Genomic DNA, 13,922 nt, shown 5'->3' with positions numbered 1-13,922 from the left:
GGGTTAACCCGCAAGCCATGCAATCAAGCGATGATTCAGTTGTTCTTCATTCAAATGCGGGAATAAAGCAGCTTCAGTCACCATGTCATAGAGGCGCTCCAGCGGTTCGCGCGGATCTGCCTTTTTGGCTTTGGCATCATTTTTGAGCAACGTCCACACATCCAGAATATACGAACGAGACTCAATCTCTTTACCTTTGAAAAAGTGTTGCAACTGTTCTACTTCTGTCAGGAAATCCTGGCCGAATCGACCGGCAACATCCCCACGAAGCAGGGCAATCTCCACCTCATACATTGGACGCTGTGTCTTGGCCTCTTTACCAATCCAAGGTGTCTCCAGAATAAATGGACGTCCTTGAAGCTTCTCATGGTTGACGATGCGGTTAATCGCCTCAAACCCGATCCAGCCGGAGCCAATTGGTGTATGACGGTCCTTGTGCGCACCCACAGCATTCTTACTATCATTAATATGCATTACGGCAATGCGGTCAAGTCCTACCGTGCGATCGAATTGTTCCAGTACACCGTCAAAATCATTAACGATATCATATCCGGCATCATGAATGTGACATGTATCCATACACACAGTGAGGCGCTCGTTATACGTTACTTTCTCAATAATCTGAGCGATCTCTTCGAAACTGCGACCCATTTCCGTACCTTTGCCAGCCATGGTTTCCAGAGCAATGTTCACATCTGTCTCTTTCACACCCTCCAGCACTTCATTCAACCCTTCTGCGATCCGTCCGATCCCATAGTGGGCATCTTTGTCTGTAAATGCGCCGGGATGTAATACGATGTTCTTCACACCAATGGCATGTGTACGACGGATCTCTTCCTGAAGGAAATCTACAGCGAGTCTATACGTGTTGTCTTTGTATGAGCCAAGATTAATAATGTACGGTGCATGGACAACGATATCTTCCATTCCACCCTCTTGCATGGCAAGTTTTCCTTCTTCAATATACATGGATTCAATTGGCTTGCGACGTGTATTCTGTGGTGCACCCGTATATATCATAAACGAACTGGAACCGTACGAGGACGCTTCCTTCGTTGCACTCAATAATCCCTTGTCCGAAAAGGACACGTGGGAGCCGATTTTCAGCATTATTGATCCCCCTTAATCTGAATTATCCCTTATTCTAACGCGATTATCGAAATAAATCTAGAAATGCGCTATAATTCGGGATAGAGGCTATTTTTAACAGCTAATATGTGGAACATGGGTAGGCGGAATCCGTCTTTCCGTGAAAATCAATGAACCGAGGTGACTCCGCAATGATTTTCGACTCCTACGCGATGATACTGACCAGCAGTTCCCCCAGCAATTGGTTTATGAATACAATCGCATTCTGGACTTTTGTATTGCTTGGCAGCATGTGTATCGGTGGATTTTTCATGATGCGCAAGTTTTTAAAAGTGCTACCAAAAGCTGACGGAAAGTCCAAACTGGATTGGCAGAATCATTGGGTTGAAGCCAGCCGTCACTTATGGACAGATGAAGCCAAAGCTTTTTTGGATCAACTCGTGGAGCCTGTACCTGGGCCATTTCGTGACATCGCCAAACATTCCATTGCTGCAGAGATTGGTAAAATTGCAGTTGAAGACAACGCAACGGAAGTATCGAGAGATCATTGCATTAAAGGATACATTATTGCCACACCGAAGCGGGATAATAAGTTTTTAGTAAAATTTTTGGAGAAAAACAAAATCGATTATTCCCCTTATCAACATTTGATTAAATAAAATAAAAGATGAGTTAAGTGGCATATAGATTTGGTTAATTAGATACAGATATGCTCCGTCAGGTAAGTTGTTCCCAACAGGCATTGCTTACCGTACGGGGCTGTTTGTCGATTCAACGGTATATATCAGCGCAGTGAAAATCAGAGAGGATGTTGGATATGAAAATTGCCATTTGTGGAGGTACCGGATTTGTGGGAGGAGCACTTGTAGATTACTGGCTGCAAGCCGGGCACCATGTGAAAGTTATTACACGAAAACTGCCTGACTTGCATAATCCAAGTAAAAATCTTTCATATATATCGTGGGAACAAGTCGAAGAACAACCTCACTTGCTAGAAGGTATGGACGCTCTCGTTAACCTTGCCGGAGAAACGCTGAATCAACGTTGGACAACCAAGGCAAAGCTGGAGATTGTTGAATCCAGAGTCACGACCGTAGCGCGGGTAGCCCGATTGGTGGAATCCCTGGAACAAAAGCCGGAAGTGGTCGTTCAGGCTTCGGCCATGGCCATCTATGGAACCTCCCCTAACGAAACCTTTGACGAGAATAGTCCGCAAAAATCAATGAATTTCCCTTCCCGGGTCTCGGAACAATGGGAAGTTGCTGCAGATGCAATCAAAAATGTAAGACTCGTTAAAATCCGGGTAAGTCTGGTTCTTGGACATAAAAGAGGGGCTTTTCCATTGATGAAACTTCCTTACATGCTGGGTGTTGGTGGCAAGATCGGCAGTGGCAAGCAATGGACTAGCTGGATTCACATTATGGATATCGTAAGACTCATTGATTTTAGTATTCAAAATAAACAAGTATCAGGTCCGGTCAATGCTTCCTCACCGAACCCTGTCACCAATGATGAATTCGGTCGCACGGTGGGCAAGGTGTATCATCGCCCTCACTGGTTCCCCGTACCCAGCTTCCTAATTAAAACCTTGGTCGGAGAACTATCCGTTGTCGTGCTTCAAGGGCAGAGAGTCATTCCGCAAAAAGCTCTCGACCACGGATTCCAGTTCACCTTCCCAACCTTAACCCAGGCACTGGAAGATCTGAAGCACCGTGGCTTATCCGACTGATTGTACCACGAGATTGAACTATGTCTTATCCAACCGACCGATAGGTGTAAACTGATTCCGCAAGTGTAAATGTGTCTCCATCCGCCAATGGATACTCCTTATACGGAGCAAGAATATTGCCCTGAAGAACGGTGCCATTGACGGAACCCAGATCCTTAATCACATAGCCCGATTTGTTCCGGCTCAATTCCACATGAGCACGGGACACGCCGGTCGCTGTGTCCACCCACTGAACCATGTCTGCTGATCTTCCGATGACAAAAGATGCTCCTTGCACATCCATCCGTTCATGTTGGTCACCGGTGCCAGATCTTCGTTCAAGATAATAAGACGCCATCACCGGGCCTGCCCCTATAACATTACCTCCACTCAGATTCTGCAAATTCACGGTTGCCTCCGCAACTGCATCCTGTCGAATTAGCTCCGAAGTTGAAGCTACCGTTTCCACATGACGCTGAACGATCGGTGGTTCGGAGTGTTCAGGTGTCATATGCAGACTTTGATAACGAGAATGCTCGCTACCACCTTCTGAGGCGAATGCAACTGTTTGATTTATGCGTTCTGCTAGCCTTTCAGCTGTATTCCAGCGCCAACTCTCCTGAAATAATTCCTCATCCTCTTCCGTTTGCTCGCCTTTGTTCTTACCTAAATTAAATGAAAAAGACCTCTTATTCTCTGAGTCATTATGAGGACTTCCCCTGCGCTTCCACGTCCATCCTGCTACACCAAGCAAGCCAAGGCTTAGTACCATGCACAGGATCATCTGCGTCTGTCCCGGTTGCTCCATGTAAATAAATCTCCATACCAATGCCATGGCAACCATGCAGCCCAATATGATATAGGTTACTTTGGAAGAACCGGGCTTCTCCTCTACTTCCATTTCAACACGCTCTAGAGAATCATACCGATTACTCAGTCCCTGATCCATGCTATTTGATCTCTCTAATGAAGATTGCTCAGATGAGCGCCTGCCTGGAAAGGTTCGAGATCTCAACGGAATGTCTCCCACCTCGGATTCACTCGTTTTCTGCGGCTGACGGAAATTTAGTTGCGGCTCCACAGCAGCATTTTGAACAGGAGCACCGGGTTGATATGATCGAGAATTGGCTAATCTGCTATCCCGCTCAGAAATCGACAAATGAAGATTACCTCTTGAATCATCGAAGGTTTCCGAAGTTCTGGACGAGAGAAATGCTGCGCTTCCTCCATTCTCTTGCTCGTCAGCATATAATTCCAGCAGAAGCTCTCGCAACTGTCTGATATCCCAGCGTTCGTTGTCACATAACTGCAGAACACGCTGAATGCCTTCTCCCTGCAGTTCCTGTACATGTGCCATCAGCCTGATCACCAGCTCACGGAATTGCTGAGATGTTGGATCAACTTCAACCGTATCCATGACTGGTACATATACCATTCCAAGCTCACCCTGTTCCAATGAACCGTTGATGAACAAGTACTCTTCCTGGATCAATAATTTACGGGGCTCCAGCATATATTGCCGGCATTCCGTGAAGGCATCGGCTAGTTGGAACAACAAACCATACAGAACACGCAATTTGATTTTGCTTGACTTTAACATCTGGGATAACATCTTGTACCCTGATATGTCGTACTGCAAAGTTACATTTCGGTCGACTTCCCGAATATGAACAGGAAGAAGTCGCGGAATCTGATTGGAGGACAACATCCCCATCTGTACCCGGCTCAATTCTTCTATTCGCAACCCGTTCTCTTTCTCCAAAACCATGAACGCTCCGCCGTTACGAATAAAATCTCTCGTTAATCCATACATGCCAATCCTCTCTTTCCGTTGCTATATAGGATCAACTAAAGAAAGTTACACTGGGTACTTCGATGACGGAACAACCTTCCGATCGCTGTTATCCCCAGATTTCTTGATTCCCTTTGTAAAGGGGAAAATCCGGGGATAAAGGCGAAGCATATGCTTCCGATGCAGCTTTCTTTCAGAAAGCTTTTAGCTCCGCTTCTTCAGGTTTTTTTCCGTCCTCTCCGTTCTCGTGTAAAAAGTTTAGTTGATATAAGTTGAGTTACAATACACCACACTCTTCCACTCCAATCGCAGTGCTATCTTCGATCACTGTTATCCTAACGTTTTCCAGACTCCTGATATCAAGGGAAAAGTCCTGAGACAAGGACCGTAATAAATCCAGGTAACACCGCCAGCATAAACGGAAACTTCAATGTCTTCTCTTTATTTACCAGCTTGAGCGAACCGAGCATGAAAAAACCTGCAAGACTGCCTGCCATGCCCCGAATTCGTTTCGCTGAGTCCTTGCGGAATAGAAGTATCACTAAACCAATGGCTCCCGCATACAAAACGGAGTAAATAATGACATGAATGCCAAAAGCAAGCCCCGTCCATGCGCCAATCCCACCAAACAATTTCACATCTCCTGCTCCTACCGCCCCAATCGCATACATCAGAAACAAAATGCCAAAACCTGCTGCAAATCCAGCGGCTGAGAACAAGAAACCATCCCAACCTCCCCATATGATATGGTCCAGTACGCCTGCAACAGTCACAGGTAAAGTCAATCGATTTGGAATTTTCATGGAACGAATATCTGTAATAAAAGCTGCAATAATGTAAATGCCACAGGCTATGTAAAACCACTCCACCTCCATCATCCCCTTCCTTATTTTCTGGATGCCACGGTAAACGAAGTCTCCGTCTTGGCACCGTCCCCTGTCTCAACAACAAAACTCCATGTTCCTTCGGTTGTCCGAGTACCAACAAACCAGTTCCATTCAATAATTCCATTCTGATCTGCGGTGGCCCAGCCAATGTGCTTCGCAGAACTTTCACCTGACTTGTAAAATATCGTTAAGTTGGCTGTCGCTCCTGGTTCTACCTTCACCTTGATCGTTGCATTGTTGCCTATGTAAGCCGGGTCAGGCTTCGACAGTACCGTTGCTGAACCCGCAGTATCCCCATCTCCTGCGCTGCCCTCTGATCCTTCTCCGGTATCTCCAATCCATACCCGTTCTGCCGCAGCAGCCTGAATCCGTAGCGGTTTACTGAGAAAGGGAACTTTTACCGGCAATTCATAACTCAGTTCAAGTCGGAAATATGGATTTGTTTTGTTTTTGAGATCAGGTATCGAAATGCCATTCACATGAACACGTTCCATATTCAGCAGCGTTGGCTCGATAAATGGTTGAAGCAGCGGTTTTACCGTGGGATCAAGTACAGTTTCCAAGACGGATGTCTTGACCTCCTGCAGTGGCTGTTCACCACTAGCCGCTGCTGAACGTACCCAATCACTTAATGGCTCAGGTAGAGAAGAAGCATAACCTTCTGCCCATTCCGTCAGAGATAATTCTGGTATCTTCCAACCCCCTCCAGAACCTTCTCCGCCGGCAGAATCAGAAGGTGTGAATGCCAGGGAAACGGGATATATTTTCGTTGATAATTGCTTTACTGCTTCCCCTGCCGTGCTCTGTAGCGCTGTGGAGATTAGAGTCATTTGCACAATGAAAATGAGAAACATGATAAAGAACAGAAAGACAGGTAACACCAGTGAGGCTTCCAGAACCATGCTGCCCTGTTCCTTTTTCGGAGAACATATCTGCTTATTCAGAGACTTCAATCGTTGCAATCTGATTATTCGTGTTAAACGAATCTGCTTTTGTATGCTTTCTTTTTCATAATGTTGCTGCTTATCCATAATCCCTCCACCAAAACGATCCTGATCATTCAATAGGAATAATCCGCCTTCCGCTCAATGAAAATTCGCCCATCTTCAACCTGGTCTGCACTACCCATAACTGCACCTATGCTTCTAACCACCCCTGGTAAAAACCACAGCTTGATGCTACTACGCATGTTACCCGAAGCATACGTCTGTTTCTCATCTGGATTCACCCCAGTATTCAATCGAATTAGCGCCAGCATTCTGGACATTTTGCGTTCATTGTTGCTGTGCATCAAGAGGAACAATCGAAGATGGTCCCTATACGTCAATTTGACCTTGATATACTTGGACAATTCCACACTGCCCTCTTTTGCTAGTTTCACCATATCGGCAATGGCGTTTGTAATCCCGTATAAGATTGCCGCCGATAATACCAGAAGTGGGTTCCCAAGCTTGCTGTGCTCAATTAACCCTTCTGCCGTCCGAATAGCCAGCCGCATCCCAAATATCTCCGCATATGCCGCAGCGATGTTACCCGAAGGATTATGAAACCCGTAAACGATATACTCCAGTTCCTGATTCTCCAGTTTGAAGACATCACCAGCATCTCCACCACCTTCAGTCCAGGTAAATAACTGACCAAAATCCATGGAGTTGAAATAGGCTAAAGCATATTCATTCTGAAACAATTCGTCGCCAAGATTATCCAGCAGACCGGACATCCCGCCAAACAAACTGTCCATTCCCTTCATGGCATCGCCACCAGAGTCATAAGGATCTCCAGCAATCTCTGCCTTTTTGGCCTCCTCACGACTAGCCTCGTTAAAAGCAATATTAGCGTTGTAATATTCCTCCAGCTGTTTGAAAGCGTCCATGGAACCCGAACTTCCATTCTGAATCTGCGACAAGATTCGTTTGACATCCTTCAATTTCCCTTTGGATTCTTTGTCATTCGCTTTGCGCTGGGCATCCGACCCACGACCACTCTCCAGCTGCTGCTTACTTTGCAGGATGAGATTGGCAGGACCGCTACGTACATAGGTGTCCATATATCCCTCCGTAACCTGACTTGCCTGTCTGACCGCCGGTTTAATCGGAACACCGCTCATGCCTGTGACACTGCGAAGCTGTGTATTCAATTCCATGTTGTCTCTTCTGACGTTAGAGAAGTCCGTATTCTGGGAAACAACCCGTGCCTTCAATTGATCAAATAGGCTATCTGCCCTCACAAGCTCCGAAGCAAGAGAACGTGTACTTTTAGCTTCAGTGCCTGATCCAGTAGATGCAGGACTCGTCCCAGGAAGATTCGAGTTGCCCACATTGTCATAGCTCGCATTCTCCGAACGGTTCTCCCCCTCCGCGATCACACGTTTCATTTCCTCATTGATCTTGCGTGCTTCTTCGATTTTGGACTGTGCTTCCTCCAGCTTTGTTTGATGGGCCTGTAACGCGGGCTGCATGATCATGCTGATGCCTGTCACCACATTACCAACACCGGCCCGATAACGAGCCAGTTCCAATATGTATCGTTGCTCTCTGAACGGAAATCCCTCATCCGCCTGTTTCTTGTTAAGATAATCTGCATAACGTGCTGCTGCCTCGGCAGCTGTCTCTGGTGTTTCTTCCAACATTTCTTCATAGATAACTTGTGAAGGCGGGTCCATGATCAACTTTGGAAGATTCTTCAGCTTCTCCGCGGATTCCGTCTGATTAGCAATGGCTTCATCCAGCAATTCTTCACGTTTGTCATATAACTTCTGTAATTTTTTCAGCAAGTCTACCGTGTGCGCAGCTTCCTTCATCTCGTCTGACATCGGTTTGAACCGATTGATCACTTCAAGGGTAAAATCAACCGGAGCCCGATACTTCATGTCCTCCTGAATCTGGCGATTAAATATATCGTATCTGCCCAGTTCACGCTCCATGCTCAGTGAAGTTTTATCCCACTGGATATCCAGAATGGGAAATCCATCTTTTACAGCTGAAGGCTTCACACTATCATTCAGCACTTTAGCCATAATTGCATCCCCACTGCTGTCGCCATACCCGAATAAACCATACTCCCGGAGTGATGTGTCATAGGCTGACATGACGGATCTCATCGCAGCATGAGTCATGCGTTCGGTCTGCACCTTGAATGCCGCTATACGAGCGTAATCAATAAATATAGCGACAAACATATAAACACCGGCCAATATTAATATTAAAAAAAGGGTTACGGCTCCCGACTCACCGTCTTTTTTTCTAAACAGCTCCGCCCTCCTCCTTTTCTCACTTTTTGCTTTTGCCAAAATGCTGCACAACCTGTCCGGCTTCTGCCGCTGTACTGGTCGCCGCACCGCCTTTGCCTTTAAACTTGGCTGCGTAATAACGGACCAGATCTACCGTTCGAATGAATTCAACCGGTTCAACAACTGCGGACGATCCTTGAGTGAGGACACGGTTACCTGAATCGAACAAAAAAGAAGGAAGAGGCAAAGAAATTACTTGTTCCAGCTTGGTTGTTATTTTCCGCTGAATCAGAGAATTCTGATACTCAATCGTTCCTTTCATAGCTGAGGGCATATGCTGCACCGCTTGTGCTAATTTCTGTTCCGAAAGATTGCCGCCTTCACCAGCAGGTATAGAAACGCTAACCTGATTATCCGCTCCCGCCCAGCCAAATAGTGCTCCAAGCATACGATCATCCGTCAGTCTCCAGTACAGATTGTCATGTTCTCCAGCGACAACTTCACTCGTCATCGCCTGCTTGTGGCTGTTGTCCCAGCTATAGGCTGCACGTTCGGAAGCTGCATAGGCATGTTGATTCAAAAATGTCTTTTGATACATGTACATGGTAAAGAAGAGCAACAACACAAGAATAAACAGCACAACAGGAAAGATCAGGGAGGCTTCAACCGTGAAGCTCCCTTCTTCTTTTTTGAACTTGTTATTCGAAAAATTCATTACTTTTATCGCTAACATTCTTCAAAAGTCTCTCTACTAACGTCTTAATTTGGTCTTTAAAAATCAAAGCAATAATGATAATAACCCCGATAATCAGAATCAGCTCCAACGTGCCGAGCCCGTCCTCTTCTTTCCAAAATGCGTTTACCTTGTTTTTCAATAATCCCATCATCCCAATTCCTCCTACATATTCATCATCATAAAAGCAGGTGCCCCGATCATGACCACAATCGTAAAAAAGATCAGTACCATCGGAAACACCAGTTTGGAAGAAGCCTGTTCTCCCTTCGCCCGACTGACAGCCTTGCGTTTCTCCCACAACACATGTGACAGATCCCGCAGCGCCAATACAAAGTCACCTCCCCCACGCCGGAAATTCAGCAGCACTGTTGTCGTAAAAATCGTCACTTCCTGTACACCGCAGCGACGACTGAACTGTTCAAATGATTGTTGAAACGAGTACCCATTATTCCAATCTCCCACCGTCTTTCTGAGTTCGTTGTACAACGGATGATCCCGTTCCCCCTGGCTTGTCACACAGTGAACGATGGCACGTTGCACGGTCTCCCCTGCGCCAACCAGCAGTACAATTCGGTTCAGCAGCTCAGGCAGTTCCATAAGAATATCCTGGTCTCTTCGCTGCACCTTTGTATTGAGGTCTTTGTAGAGCGCAAAAGGTAACGCTGCACCAAGCGCGAGCCCACCTACCATACCTCCGATGCCCATATCTCCAACGAGTGATAACAGGCATCCCACCAGCAGCATGAGCCACGTGTAGGTCAACATTTCGGCGCAATAAAGCATCGTTTTTTCTCCACTGTGCTGTATGCCATACATTTTCTGAATGGCATGTTGCATTCGAAACATGAGCACTGGCAATCTGCGTCCAATGTCAAACTTGTCCAATATAAACAGGAAGGGGCCATGTAATTTTTTCAGTCGTAATCCTTCCATATCCAGCTTGCGCAGATGCCGGTAGGTCTGTCCCCGGGTTCGATCCAGCACCAGCCATCCCGCTCCGAGCATCCCTGCGACTATAACGGGAAGCAGCATCGTTTCAGCTCCTTATACTTTGATATCCATAATGCGATTAATCCACAGATAACAGCAGGCGAGTACTGCCAAGGCACCACTTGAGATGAGGTAGCCCATCCCGCTATATAACGGCTCCATAAAGTCTTTAGCGGTCAGATTGAGGAATATCAGAAAAATAAATGGAGCGGCAAACATCACCTTTGATTCGAACTTTTTCTGCGAAACCGCGACCATAATATCCTGCTGAATGTCCAGCTTCTCCCCAATCACCGCAGAGGTACGACGCACAACCTCAACCAGATCCCCGCCAGTTCGTTTGCACGTGATGAACACATCTGCAAAATTCGTAATATCTTCAATCTGCGCCCGATCCGAAAAATCCTGTAGTGCCTCTTCAATTGGTTGTCCATACTCCATCCGTGTCCGCAATATCGTGAACTCACGAATCAGATCGGTATCCGCTTCCGGGTTCAACATCCGCAGATCCTCCACGGATTCCTTGAATCCATTTTCCACCGATTTTCCAGCGGCTAGTGCCGAAGATAATGCATATAGCGCTTGCTTAAAATGTAAACTGAGTGTCATTCTTTTTCGTTCCAACAGCACTTTAGTCCAATGTTTTGGTACCCATATGCAACCCGCAGCCAGGATCGCTCCAGCCAACCAGTGATGGTAGAACAGAATTCCGATGCCAAAAAACAGCAGACCACTAATCAACATACAGACCATTCGTTGTCTCCGGGAAAGCGTATATACGGTGTAATCCGTCAACATCTGTCTGGCTTCACCCAACAGTAATCACCTTCCAATGACTTTAATTCACGTTGTTATCTGATAAATTTGTTTCAACACTATATTGTTCTATGTATCCATCCAGCCATTCCCCAAGCCCAGCCATCTGAATTTTATCCACCTGATTCAACTTTCCAACCTGTACTAACCCGCCAATAATTTTGCCTTCACGCTCTTCTTGTTCCTGGAAACGAAACAGTGGATTCAGCAAAACCTCACCGTTCTGCATCCCAATCACTTCACTAATCTCTGTCACCCGCCTTGAGCGATCTCGTAGCCGGGACAGATGTACAAAAATATCGATTGCTGAACTAATCTGCTGCCTCACAACGGCAATGGGAAGATCCGCACCACTAAGCACCATCGTTTCGAGTCTGCTAATCATGTCCGAGATGGTATTCGCATGCCCAGTTGACAAGCTTCCATCATGGCCAGTGTTCATGGCCTGTAACATATCCAGCGCTTCTGCGCCCCTGACTTCCCCAATCACAATCCGGTTTGGACGCATCCGTAAGGAAGATTTGATTAGATCCCGAATAGATATCTGCCCCTTGCCTTCGGTATTGGCATTCCGCGTCTCCAGTGATACCAGATTTGGTACCGTAACAATCTGCAACTCAGCCGAATCCTCAATCGTTATAATCCGCTCATCGGCAGGGATAAACTGTGATAATGCGTTCAGAAAGGTCGTTTTTCCCGATCCGGTCCCACCTCCAATGAAAATGTTGTATTTGCTCCGTACCAACTGCTGCAATAATTCTGCCGCTTCTTCATGCAGGGCTCCCTTGTCAATCAGATCGGACATCTTCATCGGTTCACTGGGGAATTTACGAATCGTCATCGTGGGGCCTTTCAAGGCAATAGGAGGCAACACGATATTGACCCGCGAACCATCCTTTAAACGGGCATCTACGATTGGAGAAGACTCATTCACAATCCGGTTTACCCCGGACACAATCATCTGGATGATATCCTCGAGCCGTTCCCTGGACTCAAATTCAAGGGTGATCTGGCTGACTTCACCTTCTTGCTCCACAAAAATCTCCTTGTGACTATTGATCATAATTTCCGTAATATCGGGATGATCCACAAGTGGCTGCAAAATATCCAATCCACGAAAGGAGTCAAACAATCGCTGTACCAGCGTATGACGCTCTCCTGAGGTCAGATCATCCAGCTTCGGGTCAGTAAGAACTTTGCGTTCTATCCCCTGCCACAGTTCATCATCTCCTGCGGAAGAGGTTAAATCGAGGCCAGCCCTGACTTCCCTGCGCATCATCTGAAACTGTTCTTCACGATCCAGTATTCTATTGGATGAATCCGTCATAGTGCCCACCGATCCTGCTTCTGAATTCGTCCCGTCTGCTTTAATTCTTCTTCGCCATCTTGTACCAGCATGGCACATAATCTCTTCACTTCACGTTGGAAGATCGGAGAACTAAGCATGACTTCCTCCTGACTGAGTTGCTTCCAAGAAGGGATATAGGGCAACACTGCATCCAGATGCAGATCAGGACGTGGGAGTGCATTGACGACATTGTCCCGATATTTGTTAACCACAAAGCGTGAACGCTCCGATATACTTTCGTATAGATCTGGTTTCGTACGCTCAGCATGCTGTAACCATTGCCCCCATCGATGCATGGCAGATATATCATCCTCAACCAACCAGACAAATGCATCTGCTGCATCCAGTACCCCTTCACTGCGCCCATCCCAATCGGAATCCCCATCCAGAATCAACACGTCATATTGTCCGCAATCCGTTAAATAACAAATAAGATTCGACGTATCCTCACGAGTCATTTGCAACAGTTCTTTACGATTCGATAATGGCCAGAACACATCGGATTTCAGCGCTTCATGCCGGACTACATATCTATCCACAGCCTTAGATTGCACCTGTAACTGCTTGCCGGATTCCTTTCTGCCCACCTTCAGATCGTATAACAGACGTGACAATCCCGTCTCCGCATCCGGGTTACGCTGCCCACTTCTAGTTAGTCCCTTTTCCAGAAACGGGAGCGTACTGTCCAGCGTCTCCAGATTCAGATAGAGAACAGCATATCCTGCAAGTCCCAATTGCTTCGCCATATGCAGGGCTACTGCCGTTTTGCCACTTCCACCCGAAGCGGATACTACACCGATGGAGAGAGTCTCTTGCCCCGGATGGTGAACCTTCTTACGGCGTGGCTGTCGGCAAGCATGCATCACAGCATCCAGCAAAGCAGGCAAGGGTTGGTATTTCATCAGCCGCTTGGCCTCATCCACCTCTTCCATCCCTTCACTAAGCATTAGCCAAGGTACACCTGATCCTTCTCCCCCGTTATTCAGCCAGTCATTCAGAAACTCCGGTTCCGCAATAACCAGATCCGGTAATTCTCGACCTTCTTGCTCATTCATGTGATCCTTGAACGAATCCCCTTGGGAGAATGCCGTGAAACGCACATGGAGACCAGGCGAATTTCCCTGTACATAATCAAGCCAGGCGCTAATGTAATCTCTATCCTTCGAAACCAGAACTACCTTCAGTACAATCAAATTTTCCTTCCCTCCCTGTCAAAAAGCACAAAAAAAACACCGTCCAATAACCGCATGAATATGCAGTATATGGACGGTGCTTCCGTCACGTGCTATGAATGTATGGATAATATAGCATACAATTTCTGGGGGAG

The 13,922-nt window shown here is 46.6% G+C and carries 13 protein-coding genes; 2 read left to right on the top strand and 11 right to left on the bottom strand.

Features of this window, described 5'->3' with window-relative positions; genetic code table 11:
• Positions 1-3: 3 nt before the first annotated feature.
• Complete coding sequence (locus V6669_RS07275) at positions 4-1,110, bottom strand: deoxyribonuclease IV (RefSeq protein WP_091033584.1); 1,107 nt, start codon at positions 1,108-1,110, stop codon at positions 4-6.
• A gap of 170 nt (positions 1,111-1,280) precedes the next feature.
• Between V6669_RS07275 and V6669_RS07270 the strand changes: the two genes are divergently transcribed.
• On the top strand, positions 1,281-1,748 hold the full coding sequence (locus V6669_RS07270) for a DUF2621 domain-containing protein (RefSeq protein ID WP_338592249.1): 468 nt from the start codon (positions 1,281-1,283) through the stop codon (positions 1,746-1,748).
• A 158-nt stretch (positions 1,749-1,906) separates the two neighbouring features.
• On the top strand, positions 1,907-2,818 hold the full coding sequence (locus tag V6669_RS07265; RefSeq protein ID WP_338592247.1) for a TIGR01777 family oxidoreductase: 912 nt from the start codon (positions 1,907-1,909) through the stop codon (positions 2,816-2,818).
• 25 nt (positions 2,819-2,843) lie between these two features.
• On the opposite strand, the gene V6669_RS07260 is transcribed toward V6669_RS07265, so the two are convergent.
• The 10 genes from V6669_RS07260 to V6669_RS07215 all read right to left on the bottom strand — a co-directional run bounded on the left by V6669_RS07260 (position 2,844) and on the right by V6669_RS07215 (position 13,788).
• Positions 2,844-4,610: a DUF6382 domain-containing protein gene (locus V6669_RS07260; protein WP_338592244.1), complete on the bottom strand. Its 1,767-nt coding sequence runs from the start codon at positions 4,608-4,610 to the stop codon at positions 2,844-2,846.
• A 338-nt stretch (positions 4,611-4,948) separates the two neighbouring features.
• Positions 4,949-5,464, bottom strand: a complete 516-nt coding sequence (locus tag V6669_RS07255) for an A24 family peptidase (protein ID WP_338594873.1) — start codon at positions 5,462-5,464, stop codon at positions 4,949-4,951.
• 11 nt (positions 5,465-5,475) lie between these two features.
• Positions 5,476-6,540, bottom strand: a complete 1,065-nt coding sequence (locus V6669_RS07250) for a pilus assembly protein (RefSeq protein ID WP_338592242.1) — start codon at positions 6,538-6,540, stop codon at positions 5,476-5,478.
• Complete coding sequence (locus V6669_RS07245; RefSeq protein WP_338592239.1) at positions 6,537-8,765, bottom strand: hypothetical protein; 2,229 nt, start codon at positions 8,763-8,765, stop codon at positions 6,537-6,539. The genes V6669_RS07250 and V6669_RS07245 overlap by 4 nt, the downstream gene beginning before the upstream one ends.
• Positions 8,746-9,438 carry a TadE/TadG family type IV pilus assembly protein gene (locus tag V6669_RS07240; protein ID WP_338592237.1) on the bottom strand — a complete coding sequence of 231 codons (693 nt, stop codon included), beginning with the start codon at positions 9,436-9,438 and terminating at the stop codon, positions 8,746-8,748. The genes V6669_RS07245 and V6669_RS07240 overlap by 20 nt, the downstream gene beginning before the upstream one ends.
• Positions 9,404-9,592, bottom strand: coding sequence for a Flp1 family type IVb pilin (locus V6669_RS07235; protein WP_338592235.1), 189 nt, complete (start codon positions 9,590-9,592; stop codon positions 9,404-9,406). Before V6669_RS07235 ends, V6669_RS07240 begins: the two co-directional genes overlap by 35 nt.
• 11 nt (positions 9,593-9,603) lie before the next feature.
• Positions 9,604-10,473, bottom strand: coding sequence for a type II secretion system F family protein (locus V6669_RS07230; RefSeq protein WP_338592232.1), 870 nt, complete (start codon positions 10,471-10,473; stop codon positions 9,604-9,606).
• A 12-nt stretch (positions 10,474-10,485) separates the two neighbouring features.
• Positions 10,486-11,229: a type II secretion system F family protein gene (locus V6669_RS07225; RefSeq protein ID WP_091016179.1), complete on the bottom strand. Its 744-nt coding sequence runs from the start codon at positions 11,227-11,229 to the stop codon at positions 10,486-10,488.
• 40 nt (positions 11,230-11,269) lie between these two features.
• Entirely contained in the window at positions 11,270-12,574 is a 1,305-nt protein-coding gene (locus V6669_RS07220; RefSeq protein WP_338594871.1) for an ATPase, T2SS/T4P/T4SS family, read from the bottom strand.
• Entirely contained in the window at positions 12,571-13,788 is a 1,218-nt protein-coding gene (locus V6669_RS07215; RefSeq protein ID WP_338592230.1) for a ParA family protein, read from the bottom strand. The genes V6669_RS07220 and V6669_RS07215 overlap by 4 nt, the downstream gene beginning before the upstream one ends.
• Positions 13,789-13,922: the final 134 nt, after the last annotated feature.

Origin of the sequence: Paenibacillus sp. Y5S-9 (assembly GCF_036894235.1) — a bacterium.
Lineage (GTDB): Bacteria > Bacillota > Bacilli > Paenibacillales > Paenibacillaceae > Paenibacillus.
This window is presented reverse-complemented; position numbering and strand designations above follow the sequence as displayed.

What these genes read in the sequence shown, in the direction of transcription:
- V6669_RS07265 (WP_338592247.1), top strand. Translation starts at nt 1,907, where the DNA reads ATGAAAATTGCCATTTGTGGAGGTACCGGATTTGTGGGAGGAGCACTT.
- V6669_RS07240 (WP_338592237.1), bottom strand. Translation starts at nt 9,438, where the DNA reads ATGTTAGCGATAAAAGTAATGAATTTTTCGAATAACAAGTTCAAAAAA.
- V6669_RS07225 (WP_091016179.1), bottom strand. Translation starts at nt 11,229, where the DNA reads ATGTTGACGGATTACACCGTATATACGCTTTCCCGGAGACAACGAATG.
- V6669_RS07270 (WP_338592249.1), top strand. Translation starts at nt 1,281, where the DNA reads ATGATTTTCGACTCCTACGCGATGATACTGACCAGCAGTTCCCCCAGC.
- V6669_RS07220 (WP_338594871.1), bottom strand. Translation starts at nt 12,574, where the DNA reads ATGACGGATTCATCCAATAGAATACTGGATCGTGAAGAACAGTTTCAG.
- V6669_RS07255 (WP_338594873.1), bottom strand. Translation starts at nt 5,464, where the DNA reads ATGGAGGTGGAGTGGTTTTACATAGCCTGTGGCATTTACATTATTGCA.
- V6669_RS07275 (WP_091033584.1), bottom strand. Translation starts at nt 1,110, where the DNA reads ATGCTGAAAATCGGCTCCCACGTGTCCTTTTCGGACAAGGGATTATTG.
- V6669_RS07260 (WP_338592244.1), bottom strand. Translation starts at nt 4,610, where the DNA reads ATGTATGGATTAACGAGAGATTTTATTCGTAACGGCGGAGCGTTCATG.
- V6669_RS07230 (WP_338592232.1), bottom strand. Translation starts at nt 10,473, where the DNA reads ATGCTGCTTCCCGTTATAGTCGCAGGGATGCTCGGAGCGGGATGGCTG.
- V6669_RS07235 (WP_338592235.1), bottom strand. Translation starts at nt 9,592, where the DNA reads ATGATGGGATTATTGAAAAACAAGGTAAACGCATTTTGGAAAGAAGAG.